21 protein-coding genes and 1 tRNA gene are annotated in these 21,194 nt (G+C 68.2%); 12 read left to right on the forward strand and 10 right to left on the reverse strand.

Features of this window, described 5'->3' with window-relative positions; translation table 11 throughout:
- Positions 1-253 precede the first annotated feature (253 nt).
- A tRNA-Ser gene (locus DI624_RS06255) sits at positions 254-345 on the reverse strand.
- A 125-nt stretch (positions 346-470) separates the two neighbouring features.
- Between DI624_RS06255 and DI624_RS06260 the strand changes: the two genes are divergently transcribed.
- From DI624_RS06260 to DI624_RS06275, 4 genes are read left to right on the forward strand one after another with little or no spacing between them, the layout of a single operon-like run.
- Positions 471-1,982 (forward strand): exopolysaccharide biosynthesis polyprenyl glycosylphosphotransferase, encoded by a 1,512-nt coding sequence (locus DI624_RS06260; protein WP_291536740.1) that lies wholly within the window; start codon positions 471-473, stop codon positions 1,980-1,982.
- Positions 1,979-3,439 (forward strand): lipopolysaccharide biosynthesis protein, encoded by a 1,461-nt coding sequence (locus DI624_RS06265; RefSeq protein WP_367142092.1) that lies wholly within the window; start codon positions 1,979-1,981, stop codon positions 3,437-3,439. The genes DI624_RS06260 and DI624_RS06265 overlap by 4 nt, the downstream gene beginning before the upstream one ends.
- Positions 3,436-4,368 carry a glycosyltransferase family 2 protein gene (locus tag DI624_RS06270; protein WP_291536741.1) on the forward strand — a complete coding sequence of 311 codons (933 nt, stop codon included), beginning with the start codon at positions 3,436-3,438 and terminating at the stop codon, positions 4,366-4,368. Before DI624_RS06265 ends, DI624_RS06270 begins: the two co-directional genes overlap by 4 nt.
- Positions 4,368-5,297, forward strand: a complete 930-nt coding sequence (locus tag DI624_RS06275) for a glycosyltransferase family 2 protein (protein WP_291536743.1) — start codon at positions 4,368-4,370, stop codon at positions 5,295-5,297. The genes DI624_RS06270 and DI624_RS06275 overlap by 1 nt, the downstream gene beginning before the upstream one ends.
- A gap of 6 nt (positions 5,298-5,303) precedes the next feature.
- On the opposite strand, the gene DI624_RS06280 is transcribed toward DI624_RS06275, so the two are convergent.
- Both DI624_RS06280 and DI624_RS06285 read right to left on the reverse strand, forming a co-directional pair.
- Positions 5,304-6,005 (reverse strand): hfsB, encoded by a 702-nt coding sequence (locus DI624_RS06280; RefSeq protein WP_291536744.1) that lies wholly within the window; start codon positions 6,003-6,005, stop codon positions 5,304-5,306.
- A gap of 47 nt (positions 6,006-6,052) precedes the next feature.
- Complete coding sequence (locus DI624_RS06285; protein WP_291536745.1) at positions 6,053-7,471, reverse strand: chain-length determining protein; 1,419 nt, start codon at positions 7,469-7,471, stop codon at positions 6,053-6,055.
- Between the two features lie 144 nt (positions 7,472-7,615).
- Here DI624_RS06285 and DI624_RS06290 point away from each other — a divergent pair, with 144 nt between their 5' ends.
- Positions 7,616-8,374, forward strand: coding sequence for a polysaccharide biosynthesis/export family protein (locus tag DI624_RS06290; RefSeq protein WP_291536746.1), 759 nt, complete (start codon positions 7,616-7,618; stop codon positions 8,372-8,374).
- 3 nt (positions 8,375-8,377) lie between these two features.
- On the opposite strand, the gene DI624_RS06295 is transcribed toward DI624_RS06290, so the two are convergent.
- Positions 8,378-8,683, reverse strand: a complete 306-nt coding sequence (locus DI624_RS06295) for a sel1 repeat family protein (RefSeq protein WP_291536748.1) — start codon at positions 8,681-8,683, stop codon at positions 8,378-8,380.
- Between the two features lie 284 nt (positions 8,684-8,967).
- Between DI624_RS06295 and DI624_RS06300 the strand changes: the two genes are divergently transcribed.
- Positions 8,968-9,543 carry an RcnB family protein gene (locus DI624_RS06300; protein WP_291536750.1) on the forward strand — a complete coding sequence of 192 codons (576 nt, stop codon included), beginning with the start codon at positions 8,968-8,970 and terminating at the stop codon, positions 9,541-9,543.
- A gap of 159 nt (positions 9,544-9,702) precedes the next feature.
- Positions 9,703-10,716 carry an RcnB family protein gene (locus DI624_RS06305; protein ID WP_291536752.1) on the forward strand — a complete coding sequence of 338 codons (1,014 nt, stop codon included), beginning with the start codon at positions 9,703-9,705 and terminating at the stop codon, positions 10,714-10,716.
- Between the two features lie 134 nt (positions 10,717-10,850).
- Here the strand turns inward: DI624_RS06305 and gatB are convergent, their stop codons facing one another.
- Positions 10,851-12,353, reverse strand: coding sequence for an Asp-tRNA(Asn)/Glu-tRNA(Gln) amidotransferase subunit GatB (gatB, locus tag DI624_RS06310; RefSeq protein ID WP_291536754.1), 1,503 nt, complete (start codon positions 12,351-12,353; stop codon positions 10,851-10,853).
- Positions 12,354-12,449: 96 nt separating this feature from the next.
- On the opposite strand from gatB, the gene DI624_RS06315 reads away from it, so the two are divergent.
- Complete coding sequence (locus tag DI624_RS06315) at positions 12,450-12,791, forward strand: hypothetical protein (RefSeq protein ID WP_291536755.1); 342 nt, start codon at positions 12,450-12,452, stop codon at positions 12,789-12,791.
- A gap of 68 nt (positions 12,792-12,859) precedes the next feature.
- Here DI624_RS06315 and adhP read toward each other — a convergent pair whose 3' ends face one another.
- From adhP to gatC, 5 genes are all read right to left on the reverse strand, one after another.
- A complete protein-coding gene (gene adhP / locus DI624_RS06320; protein WP_291536756.1) occupies positions 12,860-13,891 on the reverse strand; it encodes an alcohol dehydrogenase AdhP in 1,032 nt (343 codons plus the stop codon).
- Between the two features lie 149 nt (positions 13,892-14,040).
- Complete coding sequence (locus DI624_RS06325; protein ID WP_291536757.1) at positions 14,041-15,558, reverse strand: aldehyde dehydrogenase family protein; 1,518 nt, start codon at positions 15,556-15,558, stop codon at positions 14,041-14,043.
- 138 nt (positions 15,559-15,696) lie between these two features.
- Positions 15,697-16,671, reverse strand: a complete 975-nt coding sequence (locus tag DI624_RS06330) for a GAF domain-containing protein (RefSeq protein WP_291536760.1) — start codon at positions 16,669-16,671, stop codon at positions 15,697-15,699.
- An 86-nt stretch (positions 16,672-16,757) separates the two neighbouring features.
- Positions 16,758-18,236 (reverse strand): Asp-tRNA(Asn)/Glu-tRNA(Gln) amidotransferase subunit GatA, encoded by a 1,479-nt coding sequence (gene gatA / locus DI624_RS06335; protein WP_291536762.1) that lies wholly within the window; start codon positions 18,234-18,236, stop codon positions 16,758-16,760.
- Positions 18,237-18,238: 2 nt separating this feature from the next.
- Positions 18,239-18,526 (reverse strand): Asp-tRNA(Asn)/Glu-tRNA(Gln) amidotransferase subunit GatC, encoded by a 288-nt coding sequence (gene gatC, locus DI624_RS06340; protein WP_291536763.1) that lies wholly within the window; start codon positions 18,524-18,526, stop codon positions 18,239-18,241.
- A 113-nt stretch (positions 18,527-18,639) separates the two neighbouring features.
- Between gatC and ruvX the strand changes: the two genes are divergently transcribed.
- The 4 genes from ruvX (at position 18,640) to DI624_RS06360 (ending at position 21,069) form a co-directional block, all read left to right on the forward strand.
- The gene (ruvX, locus tag DI624_RS06345; RefSeq protein WP_291536765.1) at positions 18,640-19,119 is read left to right on the forward strand and encodes a Holliday junction resolvase RuvX; all 480 of its coding nucleotides are present in this window, start codon (positions 18,640-18,642) and stop codon (positions 19,117-19,119) included.
- Positions 19,116-19,337: an AEC family transporter gene (locus DI624_RS06350; RefSeq protein ID WP_291536767.1), complete on the forward strand. Its 222-nt coding sequence runs from the start codon at positions 19,116-19,118 to the stop codon at positions 19,335-19,337. Before ruvX ends, DI624_RS06350 begins: the two co-directional genes overlap by 4 nt.
- Positions 19,338-19,339: 2 nt before the next feature.
- On the forward strand, positions 19,340-19,921 hold the full coding sequence (locus DI624_RS06355; RefSeq protein ID WP_291536769.1) for an AEC family transporter: 582 nt from the start codon (positions 19,340-19,342) through the stop codon (positions 19,919-19,921).
- 167 nt (positions 19,922-20,088) lie between these two features.
- A complete protein-coding gene (locus DI624_RS06360; RefSeq protein WP_291536771.1) occupies positions 20,089-21,069 on the forward strand; it encodes an aspartate carbamoyltransferase catalytic subunit in 981 nt (326 codons plus the stop codon).
- Positions 21,070-21,194 lie beyond the last annotated feature (125 nt).

Here is a 21,194-nt window from a genome sequence, read left to right on the forward strand (position 1 = left end):
GCTTCTGGCCATTATGGGGCGCGGGTGAAACAAGCAATTCCGACCCCGATTTCCCTGTTTTTCCCTGTAAACAGGCAACAGCCGAAACTGGACCGGCCTCTCGAAACGGGAGACTGGCGCAGGAATGATGCGGTTGGTGGACGGCGGTCGGGCGCGCAGAGACGCGCTCTGGACGAAGCCCAAGCGGTAACGCGCCGTAATGTCGGGGGTATTTCCCTGCTCTCGCAGACTTGTCGGTTAGCGGAGGACGGGGTGGCGGAGACGGAGGGATTCGAACCCTCGGTACCGGTTACCCGGTACGACGATTTAGCAAACCGTTGCCTTCAGCCACTCGGCCACGTCTCCTGCGAGGGCGTCGATAGCGGAGGCTGATGCGTCGCGCAATCGGGTTCGCGTGAAAGCGGCCATGTTAACGCGACATAGAGGCCGAACCCGCAGAATGGCGTTTCGTCAACCGCCCTCGGACCCCGATGCTCGACCGTCCCGACAGTCTCGCCGCCCGCGCGCAGGGCCAGGGCGGCGGCGCCGCGCCGGGCAGGCCGCGCGCCGCGCGGGGTCCGTTCCGGCCCGAGGTCTGGCTGAACGCGCGCCAGCGCTCGTCGGTGCGGCTGTCGGCGCATTATTTCCGGCTGGTCGACGTGCTGGCGGTGATCGGCGTCGCCCTGGCGGTCATGTTCGGGCTTCGGTCTGGCGAGGCCTCTCACGGTCTGACGGCGGCCGAGGCCGCGCCCCTGGCGGCGGGCGCCCTATCGGCGCTGACGCTGCTGCGCGGGTTCCAACTCTATCGCTTTGCGCGCGACACCTTCTGGCCCCTGCATCTGGCCGGGGTCGCGGCGTGCGGTCTCGTCGCCGGCGGCGCCGCGCTGCTGGCGGCCCTCGCCCTGGGCGCCGAAGCCCCGGGCCGCGTCGGCCTTTGGACTGCGGCGAACGGCGCGTGCCTTTTGGGCCTGCATGGCGCCTGGCTGGGCCTGATCGCGCGCTGGCGGCGACAGGGCGCCCTGTCGCCCAATATCGTGGTGGTGGGCGCGACCCGGCACGCCCAGACCCTGATCGAACAGGCGCTGGATCGACGCGACATGAATGTGCTGGGCGTGTTCGACGACCGGCTGGCCCGCGCCCCGCAAAGCGTCGCCGGCGTGCCGGTGCTGGGCGACGCCAGCGCCCTGATGACCCATCGGATCATGCCCTATGTCGACCGGATCGTCCTGGCCATCGACCCGGAGGCAGGCCAGCGGGTGCGCGATCTGACCCAGCGGCTGCAGACCCTGCCCAATCCGCTGACGGTGCTGGTCGATTCGGAACTGGGCGGCGACGGCGTGCTGAACCGCTTGGCCAATGCGCCCCTGGCCGCACTGGACGGTCCGGCCGACCCGGATCGCCGCGCCTTCAACAAGCGGTTGCAGGATCTGTTGATCGGGGCCCTGCTCCTGGCCGTCGCGGCGCCGATCATGGCGCTGATCGCCCTGGCCGTTCGTCTGGACAGCCCCGGTCCCGTCTTCTTTCGCCAGCGCCGTCACGGCTTCAATCACGAGACCATCGTAGTGTGGAAGTTCCGGTCCATGCGCCAAGAGGCCGCCGATGCGACCGCCTCTCGCCAGGTCTGTCCCGGCGACGACCGCGTCACCCGCGTCGGCCGCTTCATCCGCGCCACCAGCCTGGACGAACTGCCCCAGCTCTTCAACGTCCTGTCGGGCGAGATGTCCCTAGTCGGGCCCCGCCCCCACGCCATCGGCATGAAGACGGGCGAGACGGAATCCGCCCTGCTGGTCGCCGAATACGCCCATCGCTGCCGCATCAAGCCTGGCATGACCGGCTGGGCCGCCGTCAAGGGCTCGCGCGGCCCCGTCGACACAGAGGCCCAGGTGCGCAAGCGGGTTCAGCTGGATATCGAATATGTCGAGCGCCAATCCTTCTGGCTGGACCTGTGGATCATGCTGATCACCGTGCCCGTTCTGCTGGGCGACCGGGCGGCCGTGCGTTGAGCGAACAGCGTATGTTCTGGCGCGGCGTCTGGGGTTATCTGCCGGCCCAGATCGTCCAGGGCGTGGTCGGCTTCCTGACCATCTATGTCTTCACGCGCCTGCTCAGCCCGACCGATTTCGGCCATTACGCCCTGGCGTTCTCGGTGACGACCCTGGCCCATACCGTGACCTTCAGCTGGCTGGAGGCGTCGATGGCGCGCTTCTGGGCGGCGGAGCGCACGCCGGACGGCCTGGCCGCCCATTTCGCCAGCCTGTATCGCACATCATTCACCATCATCGCCGTCTTCATCCCGGTCGCCGCCGTGGCGGTTTGGCTGGCGCCGCTGACGCCGGCCTTCAAGGTCGCCGTCGCCTTCGGCCTGGCGGGCGCGCCGGTGCGCAACCTGGCCAAGCTGGCGCAGGAGCGGTTCCGCGCGGCCGGCGAGGTGTCCAAGGCCGCCGGCCTGGACATCTTCGTGGCCATACTGGGCTTCCTGGTCGGCGCCGGCTTCGCCGTGGCGGGCGCGGGCGCGGCCTCTCCCCTGCTGGGCCTGGCCATCGCGCCCTTGTTCGCCCTGCCCTTCATCCTGCCGGGAGAGCTTCGCCAGACGACCGGCGGGACGGTGGATCGGGCGCGGCTGCGGGCCTATGCGGCCTATGGCTATCCGATCGCGGCGTCCCTGACCCTGGCCCTGGTTCTGGCCTCCACGGATCGGTTCCTGCTGGCGGCCTTCATGGATGCGGCGGCGGTCGGCGCCTATCACGCCAGCTACAGCCTGGCGAACCGGACGCTGGACGTCATCTTTATCTGGCTGGGGGCGGCGGGCGCGCCGGCCATGGTCATGGCGCTGGAACGTGGCGGGCGCGAGGCCCTGCGCCGGACGGCGCTCGAACAGGGCTCGACCCTGATCCTGATCGGCCTGCCCGCGGCGGTGGGCCTGTCGCTGGTCGCGCGGCCGATGGCGGAGCTGATGATCGGGCGCGAGCTTAGGGACGCCGCCGCCCTCGTCACGCCGTGGATCGCGGCCTCGTCCTTCCTGTCGGGCATGATCGCCTATTACTTCGGCTTTGGCTTCACCCTGGGGCGCAGGACCGGGCTGTTGCTCGTGACGATGGCGATCCCGGCCCTTAGCAACATCGGGCTGAACCTGTTGCTGATTCCGCGCCTGGGCGTGGTCGGGGCCGCCGTCTCCACAGCCGCCAGCTTCGCCATCGGCCTGATCGCCTGCCTGGCGCTCAGCCGCCGCGCCATCGCCCTGCCGGTGCCGTGGGAAGCGCTGGTCCGCTGCGGTCTGGCGTCCGCCGTAATGGCCGCGGCGGTCTGGTTCCTGCCGTCGATCGGCGGATTGCCCGAACTGGTCATGGACGCCGGGATCGGCGGCCTGGTCTACGCCGCCGCCGCCCTGATCCTGAACGCCGCCGGGGTGCGGGACGTAACCATGCGCCTGATCCGCGCGAGACGGGGCGCCATCGCATGACCGCCCAGATTCACGACAATGCGGCCTGGGCTAGGGCCGCGCCCCGGATTTCGGTTCTGACGCCCTTCCTGCGCGATGATCCCGAAATGCTGATGACGATGCTGGACAGGGAAGCGGAGGCCCTCGGAGGCGCGGTCGAGTTGATCCTGCTGGACGACGGTACGGGCGACGCCGACTTGACGACCCGGCTCCGGGCGGCGGCGGATGGCTTGAAACTGCCGGCCCGCCTGATCACCCTGTCGGCCAACGAGGGGCGCGCCAAGGGCCGAAACCGCCTCACGACCGCCGCGCGAGGCGACACCTACCTGTTTCTGGACAGCGACATGCGGCCCGATACGCCGCACTTCCTGCAGACCTGGCGCGATCTGGTCGCAGAGACCGCCCCGGCTGCGGCCTTCGGCGGCTTTTCGCTGGATCAGGCCCCGGCCGAGGCGCGCTTCGCCGTCCACCGCGCCCTGTCGTCCGCGTCCGAATGCATGCCGGCCGCGACCCGCGCCCTGACGCCCGAGAAATACGTCTACACCTCCAACCTGCTGGTGCGGCGCGACGTCTTCGCCGCCGAGTCCTTCGATCCCGGCTTCACCGGCTGGGGCTGGGAGGACGTGGAATGGGCCATGCGCGTGTCCCGCCGCTTTCCCGTCATCCATGTCGACAATCCCGCCACCCACATGGGGCTGGACACCGTCCAGGATCTGGCGCGCAAGTTCGACCAGGGCGCGGCCAACTTCGCCCGGGTCGTGGCCCTGCACCCCGATATCGTCCAGACCTATCCCAGCTATCGCGCCGCGCGCGCGCTGAAACGCCTGCCCTTCCTGCCCCTGGCCCGCCGGGCCATGCGACGGGCGGCGAGCGTCACGTTCCTGCCGGTCAAGGCGCGCGCCTTCGCCCTGCGTCTTTATCGCGCGGCCGTCTATGCGGATGCGATCTGATGCGCGACGTCGCCGTCGTCATCCCCACCCTGCGGCGGCCCGAGGGGCTGGAGCGCGCCGTGCGTTCGGTCTTCGCCCAGGCCGAGGCGCTGGAGCGGATCGCCGCCGTCGTCGTCGTCGACAACGACCCGGACGGCTCGGCCGCGCCTCTGGCGGAGCGGCTGCGATCCCAGGGGCCCGTCCCCCTGGCCTATGTCCACGCCCCGATACCCGGCGTGGCCACCGCGCGAAACGCCGGCCTGGCCGCGACCGACGCCCCCCTGATCGCCTTCCTCGACGACGACGAGGCCGCCTCGCCCCGCTGGCTCGCCGCCCTGCTGGAGGCCCAGGTCCAGACCGGCGCCGACGTCCTGTTCGGTCCCATTCGCGGCCGCGTGCCGGATGACGCCGGCTGGACCACCGCCTATCTTGAGCGGTTCTTCGGCCGCCAAGGGCCGCTTCGGAACGGCCTGACCGACGACCTTCACGGCTGCGGCAACACCCTCATGGTGCGTCAAACCGCCCTGCCCGGCCCGGCCCCGTTCGACGTGGCCATGAACGAGACTGGGGGCGAGGACGATCGCCTGTTCACCGCCCTGATGAAGCGCGGCGGCCGGTTCGGCTGGGCCGCCGACGCCTGGGTGGACGAGTTCGCTCCGCCCCACCGCGCCACCCTGGCCTACGCCCTGACCCGCGCCTTCGCCTATGGGCAGAGCCCCAGCCAGATGGCCGCCGACCGGGGCGACTGGCCGGGGGTGATCAAATGGATGTTGGTCGGCGCGGCGCAGGCTGCAATCTGGGGTGCGGCGTCTCTGGTGTTCGCCATGCTGCGCCATCCCGGCCGCGCCCAAGTCTATGACCGTTGCGCGCGCGGTCTGGGCAAGCTGCTCTGGACCCGCCGCTTCGAGCCGAAACTTTATGGGGCGGCGATGCTGTCGCGCGGCGGCTGAAGCGCCTCAGCCCGTCAACCGCTGCAGGAAGCCAGGCGCGCGATAGGTCGAGCGGTTCATCACCACGCCGGCGATCCTGCCGCCCACCGCCTCGATCTCGTCGCGCAGGATGACCGGCGCGCTGGCGGCCGTGCTTTCTGCGGCCACCACCAGGACCGTGGTGTCGACGAAGGGGGCCAGGGTGATGGCCATGTCGTTGCGATCTGCGGCGGGCGCGTCGATGACGATGGTGTCGGCATGGGGCCGCAACGCCTCCCAGTAGCGGGCATCGCCCAGCGCCTCGACCCGGTGGCCGGACCGCAGCGCCTCCATGTGGAAATGCGTCACCCACAGACGCCCGCCCAGGCAGGGCCGCGCGGTCAGGAGGCGCGAATCGGGCACGGGCTTGCCGTCGCGGCCGGTCACGCGCGGCGTCACGGCGTAGAAGCTGGACCCGTCGGGCGACGCCTGGGCCGCCTTGCCGATCTGTCCGAAACGATCCGGCTCGGCCGCGACGGCCTCGAGCTGCCCCTGCTGGGCCAGGTCGCCGTCGATCAGCCAGACGGGCTTGCGCGCCCGCACGGCGGCCAGCCGTGCGAACTCGCGCGCGACGGTGGAGGCCCCCTCTCCGGTCGCGGCGGCGGCGAACTGGACGACGCGTGCGCGGTGCGCCGGCGCCAGCCCCAACGCGGCCCACAGACCCGCCATTTCAGAAGTCAGATCGACCATCGAATCGCCAAGGCGCTCCCTAAGGTCTCAATCTAGCACGACTGTCCCTATCCCGGCTTGGCTGGCGCGACCGCGAGAACCGGCATGTCCAGCGTCCGGCCGACCGAGGCCGGGGTGGAAAAGCCCCGCCGCGTGAACACCCGCAAAAGACCCACGCACAGGGCGGTGAAGGCCGCGAACAGGAAGACGGCCGCCAGCAGCGGGATCTTCAGGCTCTTGCCCGTCGACGGCGGCTGGGCGCGCTCGATGACGGTGACATTGTCGGCCCCGGCGGCGACCAAGGCGTTGTCGGCCCGGCTCTGGGTCTCGCGTTGCTGAAATTCGCGGATCGAGGCGCTCAGCACCTCGCGATTGCCGGCCAGGGTGGTGTTTTCGGATTCCAGCGCCGTCAGCCGAGCCTGGCGCGCGCGGATGTCCCCCAGTTGGCGATCCAGCACCGCCAGCCGCGCCGCCAGCGAATCGCGTTCGGCCCGGGTGTTGATGCGGTTGGTCTCCAGCTCGGTCCAGACGGGGTTCGGACCGGTGCGCACCTCCTTGGCCCCCACCGCCGTCCCGGTCGCGACATAGGCTTGAAGCTGGTTGATCCGCGCCTCTATGTCCTTCACCGGCTGGGCGTCAGGCTGATAGCGTGACAGCAGTTGCTCGCGCTCGGTGCGCAGTTGCAGCACCTGGTCCTGGGCCGAAATATTCAGATCCTGCTGCAGCGCCACTTCGGCCGGCGTGCCCGCCTGCTGCGCCGTCAGGGTGTTCAGCCGCTGGCTGGTCTGGTTCAACTGGCTCTGGGTCGACATCCGGTCGGCGAAGACGCTCTGATAGGTCGCCGCCAGGGTGGCCTTGGCGGCGGCGAAGTCGCCGATCTGGTTGGACGCCAGAAAGGTCTCGTAGGCCCGGTCCGCATCGCCCAGCTCGTCCTCGAAGGCGACGCGCTGGCTGGCGATGGCGGGCGTCTTGTCGCGGAAAACCTCGCGGCGATAGGCCAGATACTGTTCGATCACGGCGTTCAGCACGCGCGCCGCCCGTTCCGGATCGTCGGCCTTGTAGCTGAGATGGATGACGGCGCTGCCGGGCGCGGTGGCCACGGTCAGACTGGTCCCGATCACACGCCGCGCCGACGCCTCGGCCTTTTCGGGACCGCCCTTGGGCGCCTCGCCCAGGATGGCGGCGGGCCCCAAGGCCTCGACCACCTTCTGGCGCACGGCGCCCGATCCCAGGATCGCGGCTTCGGAGTTTGCGACCTCGTCGCCCTGGGGGGCCTGTCCCCGCTCGGCCGTGCCGACGCGCGGCTGATAGACATATTCCTGGCCCACGCCGGCGAAGACCGAACCCGTGGCGGTGTAGCTCTTCTTCAGGGTCATGGCCGCCGCCACGCCGATCGCCAGGATGACCGCGAACACCAGGACCATCAGCAGCAGCTCGCGCAGCAACAGGCCGATGACGTCCAGCACGCCGTAGCGCGGTCGGGTCATGACATAGGCCGAAGGACGCATGGAAGCGGGCCGAATCCCTTGGAAAGGCGTGTTGTCGTCACCCTTCGCCCACCGGCGTTAACCGATGATTACCCATAATCGGCCAGTTTCGATCGACCGATATCCGAGGGCCGACCGATTCCCATGCTGTCCGATCGCCGCCTGTTTCTTCTCGGCCTGGGCTCGGCCTCCCTCGCGGCTTCGCTGTCGGGCTGCGGCGGCGCCGGCGCCATGCGCGCTCCCGGCGGGATCGCCGGCGGCCCGCATACGATCCAGGGCGGTTTTCCCGGCATCGGCTTCGCCGACTGGACGGACCGGCAGCCGGAATATCTGCTTTACCCGAGCGACGAGATCGAGGTCGCCACGCCGACAGCGGCGGAATTGACGCGGACGGTCAGGATCGGCCCAGACGGCCGCATCGCCCTGCCCCTGATCGGCTCGGTCATGGCGGCGGACCGGACCCTGCCCCAGTTGCAGCAGGATCTCGCCGCAGCCTACGCCTCCCAGCTGATCCGGCCAGTCGTCGAGGTGACGCTGCGCCAAGCCGGACCGATCCGCGTCTGGGTGGACGGCGAGGTCCGCACCCCCGGCGTGTTCGAAATGGTCGGCGATCTGGACGCCTATCAGGCGATCATCCAGGCGGGCGGTTTCGCCCCGACATCCAGGCCGGACAGCGTGGCCCTGATCCGACGCGGGCCGGGCGGATCGCGCATGATGCGCGTCGTCGACCTCCGGCCGCGCCGAGGCGAGGTGGTGGCTCTGCGGCGGGGCGACATCCTGTTCGTCCCACGCTCGACGCTGGGCGAACTGGCGGCCTTCTTCACCCAGGTCCGCGCCGCCATGCCCATCGGCTTCAGCTATTCGATCAACGGATCGAACGGAAACGGCTACGCCCAGTTCTGAGGGTCAGGCGACCAGCTGGACCACGCCCTGGTCGATGTAGCGGCGCGCGGCCTTCTGGGCCTCGGCGATCTCCTCGCGCTCCATCTCCATGCTCATCTCGCGGCGATAGACGCGCGCTTCGATGGAACCCTTCATGGCCGCCAGGTTGAAGATCATATGGGCCGACACCCGGTCCATCGGACAACCGCCCGATCCGGCCGAATACATCATGCCCAGTTTGAACAGGTCGTCGCCGGACATGTCCGGCGTCGGCAGCGGCAGCCCCTTGTCCTGGGCCTGCAGATCTTGCGCCATTTCTTGCGCGTTCATCACCGTATCTCCTGAACGGGCGCCCTTCTGGGCCCGCCTTGCGAGACGACATCAAATACCGGCGGTTTGAAGTTAGAGTTAACGTCGAACGGCGATCGGCGGTGTTTTCAGTAAAGCGAAAATGAATACTGCGGGCGCGATTCACCTTCTGGAAACCCGCCCGCAGGGCTTTGTGAAATCCTGACGGCGCCATTCAGCGGGCGTTCAGCCGCTGGGACTGAACGTGATCGTCATTAACGGGTCGATCCGGCGCCTCGTCGGCCGCCCATGAATGGAGCACGAAGATGAACCGCCTCGCCAAGGCCGCCGTCGTCGCCCTCGCCCTGTCGACCACGGCTGCGCCGATGTTCGCCCAGGCCCAGGATCGCGACCGTCGCGAATACCGCCAAGATCGTCGCGACGATCGCCGCGACTTCCGTCAGGAGCGTCGGGATGATCGCACCGACTGGCGCAACGGCCGCTATGACGATCGTCAGAGCTATCGTCAGGATCGCCGCGACGACCGCCGCGATTTCCGCGCCGAGCGCCGGGATGACCGCCGCGACTATCGCTGGGACCGCAGCAATCGCGACTGGTGGCGTGGGCGGGCGGACTTCCGTGGCTACAACGGACCGCGCGCCGGCTACTGGTACGCGCCCAGCTATGGCTACTATCGCGTGGAGCCGCGCTACGCCGGCTATCGCTGGCGGACCGGCGGCTATCTGCCGAGCCAGTATCGCAGCTACTATGTGCGCGACCCCTATGTGTACGGCCTGCGCCCCGCCCCGCGCGGCTATCGCTACGTCCACGCCGGCGGCGATATCCTGCTGATCGCGGTCGCCACCGGCCTCATCGCCAGCGTGCTTTCCGGCGTCTATTGAGTCGCAGGAATCGCGCTCGCCGACTCCGCAGCTTCGCCTGCGGGGTCGTGTCGTTTTGCGCAGGCTCTTGATTGAAAACGATGTTCAGCCTGGGTTCATCGCCACGAACGCATCGTCGTCTCAAGCCGCCGGAGAACCGGCGTGCAGGAACCGTAAGACATGAAACGCCTTTTGACGGCTTTCACCGCCATCGCCGCCCTATCCGCCCCCCTGGCCGCCCCGCTGCAAGCCCTGGCTCAGGACGCGGCGGAACAGCCCGCCCCGCGTCGCGAGCGGCCGTCCCGCGGCGCCGACCGTCCTGAACGTCCGGCCATGACGCGCGACACCCAGCCTCGCTTCGAACGCCCCGCCCGACCGGACGGCGGCGCGCAACGCCCCGAACGTCCATCCGGCGGCTGGAGCCGGCCCGACCAGCCCGGGGCGGACGGCCCGCGTCCCCAGCGGCCCGAAGGCGGATCGAACCGGCCCGACCGTCCGAACGCCGGCCAGCGACCGGACCGGCCGGAAGGCGGCTGGAACCGCCCGGACCGCCCCAACGGCGGCCAACGGCCCGACCGGCCCGGCAATAGCTGGAACCGCCCCGACCGACCGGACGCCGGCGGCCAGAGACCCGACCGCCCCGGCGCCGGCTGGAACCGCCCGGACCGCCCCGACGGCGGCCAACGGCCCGACCGTCCCGGCAATAGCTGGAACCGTCCAGACCGGCCTGGCGCCGGCGGCCAGAGACCCGACCGCCCCGGCAGTGGTTGGAATCGCCCGGATCGTCCCGGTTCGGGGTGGAACAACGGCCGCGACCGCGATCGGCAGCGGCAGGAGTTCCGCCGGCGCTTCAACGCCGACCAATGGCGGCGCGACTTCTATCGCAGCCACCGCGCCGACTGGTGGAGGAACGACAATCGCTTCCGGGGCTATTCCGGCGTCCGCATCGGCTTCTACTTCGCGCCGGGCTGGGGCTACTATAGCGTCCCCCGCTCCTACTGGGGCCGCACCTGGTCGGTCGGCCAGTATCTGCCCGACGTCTTCTGGCGTTATCAGCTGAACGACTGGCGCACCTATGGCCTGGGCTATCCGCCTGAGGGCACGCGCTGGGTGTCGGTCGACAACAACCTCTATCTGATCGACGAATACGACGGCTATATCATCGATGTCGTCCGCGACGCCTGGCGCTGGTAGCCAAGAACGCGAAGGTCCCGGAGAACGCTCTCCGGGGCCTTTGTTCATTGAGACGTGTCGCTCAAGCAGCGAGCGACCGCGTCGCGAGCGTTAGCGACCCCGCCGGGGGCCGCGGCCCAAGTGCAAGCCTGAGATCAAAGCCCCAGCTTTGATCTCAGAATGTCGTTGACGGCGGCGGGATTGGCCTTGCCGCCCGTGGCCTTCATGACCTGGCCGACGAACCAGCCGATGGCCTGGGGCTTTTCGGCGACCGCAGCGGCCTTGTCCGGGTTGGCGGCGATGATCTCGTCCACCGCCTTCTCGATGGCGCCGGTGTCCGTGACCTGTTTCAGGCCGTGCTTCTCGACCACTTCGGCCGGCGATCCTTCGCCGTTCCAGACATGATCGAACACTTGCTTGGCGATCTTGGACGAGATGACGTTCGTCTCGATCAGTTCGACCAGCTGCGCCAGATGGGCGGCGGGCAGCGGGTTCTCGCTGAAGTCCTTGTGATCCGCAGCCAGACGGGCGGAAACCTCGTTCGTGACCCAGTTCGACACCAGCTTGGCGTCCCGGCCCTTCGCGGCCGCCTCGAAATAGTCCGCCTTTGCTTGTTCGGAGATCAGCACGATGGCGTCGTATTGCGACAGGCCATAGTCGGCCATCAGCCGCTTGCGCTTGTCGTCCGGCAGTTCAGGCAGAGACGCCCTGATCTCGGCGATCCAGGCCTCTTCCAGGTCCAGCGGCAGTAGGTCGGGGTCGGGGAAGTAGCGATAGTCTTGCGCCTCTTCCTTGGAGCGCATCGAGCGCGTCTCGCCTTTGGTCGGATCGAACAGGCGGGTCTCCTGCACGATCGAACCGCCGTCCTCCAGAATCTCGATCTGGCGGCGCGCCTCATACTGGATCGCTTGAGAAATGAAGCGGAAGCTGTTGACGTTCTTGATCTCGCAGCGCGTGCCCAGATAGCCGAAGTCGCCCGACTGCTTGAACTTGTCGTAGTTCCCGGCGCGGCAGACCGACACGTTCACATCGGCGCGCAGATTGCCCTTCTCCATGTCGCCGTCGCAGGTGCCCAGATAGATCAGGATGGTCCTGATCTTCTTCACATAGGCCACCGCCTCTTCCGGGGTGCGAAGGTCGGGGCGCGAGACGATCTCCATCAGCGCCGTGCCAGCCCGGTTCAGATCGACATAGGACTCCGTCGGCGACAGGTCGTGGATCAGCTTGCCCGCATCCTGTTCCAGGTGCAGCCGCTCGATGCCCACGTTGAAGAACCCGCCGTCGTCGGCCTCCACCTCGACCACGCCCTCGCCCACGATGGGGTAGTAGAGCTGGCTGATCTGATAGCCGGTCGGCAGGTCCGGATAGAAGTAATTCTTGCGGTCGAACTGGCTGCGGCGGTTGATCTGCGCGCGCAGTCCCAGGCCCGTCTTCACCGCCTGTTCGACGCAATGCTTGTTCAGCGTCGGCAACATGCCGGGGAAGCCCGCATCCACCAGCGACACCTGCTCGTTCGGCCCCGCGCCGAAGCCGACGGCGGCCCCGGAAAACAGCTTGGCCTTGGAAGCCACCTGGGCGTGGATTTCCAGCCCCATGACGATTTCCCAATCGCCGGTGCGGCCCTTGATCGTTTTGGCGTTCGAAACAGTGTCGGTCATGCGCCCGTCCTAGCGCCCTCGTCGGCGGCGAGAAAGGGGGCTGTCTTGATGATGTCGCGAAAGCCGCTCAACTTGCGCTTCCCAATGGAGATTTCGATGACCAAGACCCTGTTCGCCGCCGCTGCGGCCTCCCTGCTGTTGGCCGGCGTCGCCTCGGCCCAGACCGCGCCGGCCCCCGCCCCGACTCAGGCTCCCGCGCCTGACCACGCCCATCACGACGCCCGCCCGACGATCGACAGCACCATCGAGGCGCTGGTTGCCGATCCCGCGACCAAGGCGGTGCTGGACAAGCACCTGCCCGGCCTCGACCGTCACCCCGCCTACGCCCAGTTTAAGGGCATGACCCTGCGTCAGGTCGCCCCCTTTTCTCAGGGCCACATCACCGACGCCAAGATCGCCGCCATCGACACCGACCTGAAGGCCATACCGGCCGCCTGATCCCGCATCGGACAGGGGAAAGGGGCGGCCTGATCACCCGGCCGCCCCCTCTCATCGCCGGGCGTCGATCAGTTGATGTTCATCACGATCCGGCCCTCGATCTGACCCTTGTGCATCCGCTGAAAGATGTCGTTGATGTTCTCCAGCGGCTCGACCGAGACGGTCGCCCGTACCTTCTCGTCGGCGGCGAACTGCAGCGCCTCCTGCAGATCCAGCCGCGTGCCGACGATGGAGCCGCGCACCGTCGTTCCGTTAAGGACCATGTCGAAGATCGACAGCGGGAAGTCGCCGGGCGGCAGGCCGTTCAGGGCGACGGTCGCCCCGCGCGCCGTCATGTTGACCGCCTGTTCGAACGCCTTGGGCGAAACAGCCGTGACCAGAACCCCTTGCGCGCCGCCGTCCGTCTGGGCCTTGATTTCGGCGGCGGGGTCATTGGAGGTCTTGGCGTTGACCGTCACGGTCGCGCCCAGCCGCCGGGCCAGGTCCAGCTTGGCGTCGTCCACGTCCACGGCGGCGACATTCATCCCCATGGCCTTGGCGTATTGCACCGCCACATGGCCCAGGCCGCCGATGCCCGAGATCACCACCCAGTCGCCGGGCTTGGTCTCGGTCATCTTTAGCCCCTTGTAGACCGTCACCCCCGCGCACAGGATCGGGGCGATGTCGTTGAAGCTGACGTTGGCCGGCAGATGGCCGACATAGTTCGGATCGGCGATGGCGTATTCGGCGAAGCCGCCATTGACCGAATAGCCAGTGTTCTCCTGCTCGTGGCACAGGGTCTCCCAACCGCCCAGACAATGTTTGCAGTGGCCACAGGACGAATACAGCCAGGGGATGCCGACGCGATCCCCTTCTTTGACCAGCTTGACCCCGGCGCCCACCGCCGAGACATAGCCGACGCCTTCGTGGCCCGGAATGAAGGGCGGGTTGGGCTTTACGGGCCAGTCGCCCTCGGCGGCGTGCAGGTCGGTGTGACAGACGCCGGAGGCCTCGATCTTGACCTGAACCTGGCCGGGTCCGGGCTCGGGCACGGCGACTTCCTCGATGGTCAGCGGCTTGCCGAATTCGCGCACGACGGCGGCCTTCATGGTCTTGGGCATCGGACGTCCTCCTCGGTTCTGGGGAAGGCGGCGGACAGATCGAAAGCAGGAAATCGGCCTGTCCGCCGCTCAGTCTCGCGCGCTGTGGGAGTGGTTTCGGCGCGCAGTCGCAGGATGGCCGGCCGACGACCGGCCATCCTTGATCTAGGTCAGAAGAAGCCCAGTTTGTCGGGACTGTAGCTGACCAGCAGGTTCTTGGTCTGCTGATAGTGGTCCAGCATCATCCGGTGGTTCTCACGCCCGATGCCCGACTTCTTGTAGCCGCCGAACGCCGCATGGGCCGGATACTGGTGATAGCAGTTGGTCCAGACCCGGCCGGCCTGGATGGCCCGTCCGGCGCGATAGGCGGTGTTCATGTCGCGCGACCACACCCCGGCGCCCAGGCCGTATTCGGTGTCGTTGGCGATGGCGATGGCCTCCTCCAGCGTCTTGAAAGTGGTCACGGCCAGGACGGGACCAAAGATCTCCTCCTGGAAGATCCGCATGTTGTTGGCGCCCTTGAACACGGTCGGCTCGACATAGAAGCCGCCGGACAGATCGTCCTTCAGCACCGCCTGATGACCGCCGGTCAGGACCTCGGCGCCTTCGTCCGCGCCGATCTTCAGATAGCCCAGGATCTTCTTCAGTTGCTGGTCCGACGCCTGAGCGCCGACCTGGGTTTCGGGGTCCAGCGGATCGCCCTGTTTGATCGCCTTCACCCGGGCGATCGCCTTCTCGATGAAGGCGTCGTAGATGTCTTCATGGACCAGCGCCCGGCTGGGGCAGGTGCAGACCTCGCCCTGGTTCAGGGCGAACATGGCGAACCCTTCCAGCGCCTTGTCCAGGAAGGCGTCGTCGTGATCCATCACATCCTTGAAGAAGATGTTGGGCGACTTGCCGCCCAGCTCCAGCGTCACCGGAATGATGTTCTTGGTCGCATATTCCATGATCTTCTGGCCTACGGCGGTCGAGCCGGTGAAGGCGATCTTAGCGATGCGCGGATTGGTGGCCAGGGGCTCGCCGACCTCGACGCCGGTGCCCGACACGATGTTCAGCACGCCGGCCGGCAGCAGGTCCTGGATCAGTTCGATCACCACCAGGATGGACGCCGGCGTCTGTTCCGCCGGCTTCAGCACGATGCAGTTGCCCGCCGCCAGGGCCGGGGCGATCTTCCAGGCGGCCATCAGGATCGGGAAGTTCCAGGGGATGATCTGACCGACCACACCCAGCGGTTCGTGGAAATGATAGGCGACCGTATTGTGGTCCAGTTCCGAAATCCCGCCTTCCTGCGCGCGGATGCAGCCGGCGAAATAGCGGAAGTGGTCGATGGCCAGCGGGATGTCGGCCGCCAGGGTCTCACGCACCGGCTTGCCGTTGTCCCAGGTCTCGGCCTCGGCGACGGCTTGCAGGTTCTGCTCGATGCGATCGGCGATCCGGTTCAGCAGCAGGGCGCGTTCCGCCACGCTGGTCTGGCCCCAGGCGTCCTTGGCGGCATGGGCGGCGTCCAGCGCCTTTTCGACGTCGGCCGCGTCCGAGCGAGCCACCTCGCACAGGACGCGGCCGTTCACCGGGGAGGTGTTCTCGAAATAGCGGCCGTTGACCGGCGGGACCCACTGTCCGCCGATGAAGTTGTCATAGCGCGCCTTGAACTTGGGGGTCGCGGCGCGGACGAATTCGGGTTTGGTCATGCATGGCCTCCTGACGTGTTCCTCGGGCGTCGCTTATCGACGTCGTTGGGACCGGAAGCTCGTCTTCAGCCGGCGCGCGCGCCAGACCGGCGGCTCATGGTGCGCTGCAAACCTGTCGCAGGTTTGCGACAGGTCGGATCAGTGGGGCGCCCCGGCCAGGCCCAGCCGATGCAGCTTCCTATGCAGGGTGGCGCGGCTGACGCCCAGCACCCGCGCCGCCGCCGACACATTGCCGTTGTTCAGCGCCAGCGCGCGCCGGACCGCCCCGCGCTCGGCCTCCAGCAGGTCCGCCTCGATGGAGCCGCCGCCCAGCACCTCGGCCGCCGCCAATTGTCCCGCGATCCGCTCGTCGGTGATCGACAGGGCCAGCCGCGCCGCCCGCGTCGCCCCGACCACCAGGTCGTCGCGATCCACCGCCAGCAGCGCCGCCGCGTTGCGCTCGACCGCATCGCCCGCCAGCACGATCCGCGCGGTCGAGAACGCCTGACGAAAGGCCTGGGCCTCGATGGCCCGCGCGGCATCGGCCACGGCCGCGTTGATCAGCCCCAGCATGGCTTCGGTCTGGTCCGCCCGGCACGACGACACGTCCAGCGCCCCCGCCAGCCGCCCCAGGTGATCGTAGATCGGATGGCTGGAGCAACTCAGGCCGATGTTGCGCGCATGGAAATGCTGGTCGCGGTGGATCGTCACGGGCCGCTTTTCGGCCAGGGCCGTGCCGATGCCATTGGTGCCCTCCACCGCCTCGGACCACACGGCGCCGGGCCACAGGCCCCAGCGGTGGAAGATCTCGTCGTCGCTGGCCATGCCGCGTCGCTCGACCGGCACGCCCGAGGCGTCGGACAACAGGACGCAACAGCCTGCGTCCCCGACGGCCAGGAACAGCCGGTCCAGCACGCCTTGCGCCGCCTGCGTCACCGGCTCCATCGCCTCGCGCGCGGCCCGAAGCTGGCTCTCGGTCAGGGTGGCGACCTGGTCCCGGCTTTCGGGGTCCAGGCCGTACAGCATCATCGACCGGCGCCACGACGCGGCCAGCGCCGATCGCGCCGGCCCCGTTCCGTCGTCCAGCGCCTGTTTGATCAGGCTGCCGTGGTCGTTTCCCGTTCGCGCGCCCATGGTTGGCTCCCAGGTCTTGCAACTGGGGCCATCAGACGCCCGCCAGGGGCAGGCGTCAATGCGACCTTCCTACGCGACGGGGCGGCCTACCACCATTTGCCCGGCTTGGCCGTAAATCCTGCGGCGCGCTCCAGGGCCGCGCCGACCTGGAACACCGTCGCCTCGTCCAGCGCCTTGCCGATGACCTGAAGACCCAGCGGCAGGCCGCCGGAATCCACGCCCGCCGGCACCGAAATGCCCGGAAGGCCGGCCAGATTGGTCGTCACCGTGAAAACGTCGTTCAGATACATGGTCAGCGGGTCGATCTGCTTGTCGCCCAGCGCGAAGGCGGCCGAAGGCGTCGACGGCGTCAGAATGGCGTCCACCTGACCCCAGACATTGTCGAAGTCCTCGGCGATGCGACGACGCACCTTCAGCGCCTTGACGTAATAGGCGTCGTAGAAACCGGCCGACAGCACATAGGCGCCGATGGTCAGGCGACGCTGGACCTCCTTGCCGAACCCTTCCGCGCGAGAGGCGGCGTACAGGTCGTCCAGCGACGTGAACGTCTCCGCACGGTGCCCGAACCGCATCCCGTCATAGCGGGCCAGGTTGGACGAGGCCTCGGCCGGCGCCACGATATAATAGGTCGGCAGAGCGTATTTGGTGTGCGGCAGGCTGATCTCGACGATCTCGCAACCCGCGTCCTTCAGCCAAGCCACGCCCCGATCCCATAGGGCCTGGATCTCGGCAGGCATGCCGTCCACGACATATTCGCGCGGCACGCCGATCCGCAGTCCCTTGACCGACTGACCCACCGATTTCGTCCAGTCGGGCGTCTCGATGTCCAGGCTGGTCGAATCCTTGGCGTCAAACGAGCACATGGAGCGCAGCAAAAGGGCCGCGTCCTCGACCGTCTTGGTGATCGGTCCGGCCTGGTCCAGCGAACTGGCGAAGGCCACCATGCCGAAACGGCTGGCGCGGCCATAGGTCGGCTTGATCCCGACCGTGCCGGTGAAGGCGGCGGGCTGACGTATCGAGCCGCCGGTGTCCGATGCGGTGGCGGCCAGGCACAGGTCCGCCGCCACGGCCGAAGCCGAACCGCCCGACGAACCGCCCGGCGTCAGCTCGGCGTTCGAGTCGGTCGACTTCCACGGGTTCTTGACCGGACCGAAGGCCGAGGTCTCATTGGAAGAGCCCATGGCGAACTCGTCCATGTTCAGCTTGCCCAGCATGACCGCCCCGTCGCGCCACAGATTGGCGGTCACGGTCGATTCATAGGGCGGGACGAAGCCGCGCAGCATGTTCGATCCGGCCGTCGTCTGCACCCCCTCGGTGCAGAACAGGTCCTTGATGCCCAGGGGCGCGCCTTCCAACACGCCGCCCGCGCCTGCCGCCAGACGGGCGTCGGACGCCTTGGCCATCTCCAGCGCCTTGTCCGTCGTCACTTCCACATAGGCGTTCAGCGTCGGGTTCGAGGCTCCGATATTGGTCAAGAAGGCCTGGGTGATTTCGGCGGACGAGAATTCCTTGGCCTTCAGCCCGTTGACGGCCGCCTTCAGGGTCAGTTTGGTCAGGTCGCTCATGATCAGTCGACCACCTTGGGCACGACGAAGAAACCGTCGGCCGATTTCGGGGCGTTGGACAGGACGTCGGCGATCCGGTCGCCGTCCGTCACCACATCCTCGCGCAGGCGCAGGGGCTGGGCCACGTTCGATGTCATGGGCTCGACGCCGTCGACATCCACCTGATCCAGCTGCTCGATCCAGGCCAGGATGCCGTTCAGCTCCTGGGCCAGCGGCTCCAGCCGATCCTCGGGGGTCTTGATGCGGGCGAGATGCGCGACCTTGCGCACCGTCGCAGCGTCGATGGCCATGCGGCCCTCCAATGCACGTCGATAGGGACTGTATCGGCGGGATTAGCCTTCCGACCCCGGATTCACAAGGCGACGCCTTTGACTTCCTGCGGTTTGCGGCCTACCGCCCGGCCGTGCCCGTCCTCGACCTCCTCGACCTGCCTGCCGCCTGCCCGCCCGACACGCCGTGGATGGGGCTGGACCTGGGCGAGAAGACCATCGGCGTCGCGGTGTCGGACGCCACCCGCCTGATCGCCTCGCCGCTTGAGCTGATCCGCAAGTCCAAGTTCACGCATGAGGCCGAACAGCTGTTCAAGCTGATGGCCCATCGCCAGGTCTCGGCCCTGATCGTCGGCCTGCCGGTCAACATGGACGGCTCGGAGGGGCCGCGCGCCCAGTCATGCCGCGCCTTCGCCCGTAATCTGGAGCGGCTGCGCCCCGTCAACGTCGCCTTCTGGGACGAGCGGCTGTCCACCAGCGCCGTCGAACGTTTCCTGATCGAGGACCTGGACCTGAACCGCAAGCGCCGCGCCCAGGTCGTCGACCGCACCGCCGCCGCCTGGATCCTGCAAGGGGCGCTGGATCGGGTGCGCGACCAGGCCAACTGGATTTGACGGCCCTGATCGCCGGCGTCCTGCCGGTCTTCCTGATGATCGCCCTGGGCTATGGCCTGAGGAAATCCGGCTTCCTGCCGGACGCGGCCTGGCGGCCGATCGAGAAGCTGTCGATCAACATCTTCTATCCCAGCTTTCTGATTCCCGCGATCTGGCATGCAGACCTTGCGGGCGGCGGGGCGACGGTGGTGGGGGCCGCGGCGGTCGCGGCGCCCTGATCGTGGCGGCGGGAACCTTTGCGGCCAGGCCCCTGATCACCCTGGACGGCCCGGCCTACACAAGCGTCTTCCAGGGCGTGATCCGCTGGAACAGCTTCGTCTTCGTGCCGGTGATCCAGTCGGTCTACGGTTCGGAAGGCACCGCTCTGGCCGCCGTGGCCATCGCCTTCATCATCCCCGTCACCAACATCGCCTGCGTCGCCGTGCTGGCCAGATGGGGGTCGCTGCATCGCGAGCCGTCGGTCGTCGGCCTGGTCAAGTCCATGCTGGCCAACCCCATTCTGCTGGCCTGCCTGATCGGCCTGGCGCTGAACCTTCTGCGCGCGCCCCTGATCCCCGGCCTGTCGGATGCGATGGACCTGCTGGGCGCCGCCGCCCTGCCGCTGGGCCTGATTGTCGCCGGGGCGGGTCTGTCCTTCGCCGAGGTCAAGCGCCGCCGCACGACCATCGCCGCCGTCGCCCTGGTCAAGCTGGGCGTCATGCCGCCGCTGATGTGGTTCGTCGCCTGGGCGCTGGGCGGCGACGCCCTGGCCCAGGGAGTCGCCCTGATCTGCGGCGCGGCCCCCGGCTCGGCCGCCTCCTAGCCGCCTCCTATATGCTGGCGCGCCAGATGGGCGGCGACGCGCCCCTGATCGCCGGCGTCATCGCCCTGACCACCGCGGGCAGCGCCCTGGTCATTCCCGTCCTGCTGACCCTGTTCCACTTCACCTGACTGGCGTTAGGCCCGAGTCGCGCCTATAGCGGCGTCTCGATGACCCAGCCCGTTCAAGTCACCGATCAGACCATCCAGCAGCGGCTGGTTCCCTTTCCAAGGCCGCATTTCCTGGCCGCGTCGGACCTGAATCCGTTCGTCGTCCCGCAACTGCTGGACCTGGGCGACGCCTTCGTGGACTTCAATCGCCAGTCGTCCAAGGCGCTGGACGTGCTGCATGGCCGGACGGTCGTGAACCTGTTCTTCGAGAACTCGACCCGCACCGCCTCCTCGTTCGAGATCGCCGCCAAACGGCTGGGCGCCGACGTCGTGACCATGCCGGTCGCCGCCTCCTCGGTGAAGAAGGGCGAGACCCTGATCGACACGGCCGTCACCCTGAACGCCATGAAGCCCGACATCCTGGTCGTGCGCCACTCGGCCTCGGGCGCCGCCGAGCTGCTCAGCCAGAAGGTCGGCTGCGCCGTGGTCAACGCCGGGGACGGCCGCCACGAACACCCGACACAGGCCCTCTTGGACCTTCTGTCCCTGCACCGCGCCTTCGGCGACGTGACCAGCCTGACCGTCGCCATCTGCGGCGACATCACCCACAGCCGCGTCGCTCGCTCCAACGTCGCCCTGTTGCAGATGATGGGCACGCGCGTGCGCCTGATCGGGCCGCCGACCCTGGTGCCCGGCGACGCGGATCGCTGGGGCTGCGAGGTCTTCCACGACATGCGCGAAGGCTTGCAGGGCTGCGACGTGGTGATGATGCTGCGCCTCCAGTTGGAGCGGATGGCCGGCGCCCTGGTGCCTTCCACCCGCGAATACTTCCGCTTCTGGGGCCTGGACCGCGAGAAGCTGGCCTGGGCCAAGCCGGGCGCCAAGGTCATGCACCCCGGCCCGATGAACCGCGGCGTCGAGATCGATTCCGACGTGGCCGACGATCTGGACGTCTCCCTGATCCAGGATCAGGTCGAGATGGGCGTCGCCGCCCGCATGGCCGTCCTGGCCTCCCTCTCCGCCCGTTGGGGAGACAAATGATGACAACGCTTCAGATCCTCCCCCGCATCGCGGGGGAGGGGGACCGCGCGCAGCGTGGTGGAGGGGGCGAAAGCGGACTCCGCATCTGCCGCCAGTCTTCCGATCTATCACAACCGTTCGACACC

The organism is Brevundimonas sp. (assembly GCF_003248455.1).
Taxonomy (GTDB): Bacteria; Pseudomonadota; Alphaproteobacteria; order Caulobacterales; family Caulobacteraceae; genus Brevundimonas.

What these genes read in the sequence shown, in the direction of transcription:
- DI624_RS06260 (WP_291536740.1), top strand. Translation starts at nt 471, where the DNA reads ATGCTCGACCGTCCCGACAGTCTCGCCGCCCGCGCGCAGGGCCAGGGC.
- DI624_RS06270 (WP_291536741.1), top strand. Translation starts at nt 3,436, where the DNA reads ATGACCGCCCAGATTCACGACAATGCGGCCTGGGCTAGGGCCGCGCCC.
- DI624_RS06275 (WP_291536743.1), top strand. Translation starts at nt 4,368, where the DNA reads ATGCGCGACGTCGCCGTCGTCATCCCCACCCTGCGGCGGCCCGAGGGG.
- DI624_RS06280 (WP_291536744.1), bottom strand. Translation starts at nt 6,005, where the DNA reads ATGGTCGATCTGACTTCTGAAATGGCGGGTCTGTGGGCCGCGTTGGGG.
- DI624_RS06285 (WP_291536745.1), bottom strand. Translation starts at nt 7,471, where the DNA reads ATGACCCGACCGCGCTACGGCGTGCTGGACGTCATCGGCCTGTTGCTG.
- DI624_RS06290 (WP_291536746.1), top strand. Translation starts at nt 7,616, where the DNA reads ATGCTGTCCGATCGCCGCCTGTTTCTTCTCGGCCTGGGCTCGGCCTCC.
- DI624_RS06295 (WP_291536748.1), bottom strand. Translation starts at nt 8,683, where the DNA reads ATGAACGCGCAAGAAATGGCGCAAGATCTGCAGGCCCAGGACAAGGGG.
- DI624_RS06300 (WP_291536750.1), top strand. Translation starts at nt 8,968, where the DNA reads ATGAACCGCCTCGCCAAGGCCGCCGTCGTCGCCCTCGCCCTGTCGACC.
- DI624_RS06305 (WP_291536752.1), top strand. Translation starts at nt 9,703, where the DNA reads ATGAAACGCCTTTTGACGGCTTTCACCGCCATCGCCGCCCTATCCGCC.
- gatB (WP_291536754.1), bottom strand. Translation starts at nt 12,353, where the DNA reads ATGACCGACACTGTTTCGAACGCCAAAACGATCAAGGGCCGCACCGGC.
- DI624_RS06315 (WP_291536755.1), top strand. Translation starts at nt 12,450, where the DNA reads ATGACCAAGACCCTGTTCGCCGCCGCTGCGGCCTCCCTGCTGTTGGCC.
- adhP (WP_291536756.1), bottom strand. Translation starts at nt 13,891, where the DNA reads ATGCCCAAGACCATGAAGGCCGCCGTCGTGCGCGAATTCGGCAAGCCG.
- DI624_RS06325 (WP_291536757.1), bottom strand. Translation starts at nt 15,558, where the DNA reads ATGACCAAACCCGAATTCGTCCGCGCCGCGACCCCCAAGTTCAAGGCG.
- DI624_RS06330 (WP_291536760.1), bottom strand. Translation starts at nt 16,671, where the DNA reads ATGGGCGCGCGAACGGGAAACGACCACGGCAGCCTGATCAAACAGGCG.
- gatA (WP_291536762.1), bottom strand. Translation starts at nt 18,236, where the DNA reads ATGAGCGACCTGACCAAACTGACCCTGAAGGCGGCCGTCAACGGGCTG.
- gatC (WP_291536763.1), bottom strand. Translation starts at nt 18,526, where the DNA reads ATGGCCATCGACGCTGCGACGGTGCGCAAGGTCGCGCATCTCGCCCGC.
- DI624_RS06360 (WP_291536771.1), top strand. Translation starts at nt 20,089, where the DNA reads ATGACCCAGCCCGTTCAAGTCACCGATCAGACCATCCAGCAGCGGCTG.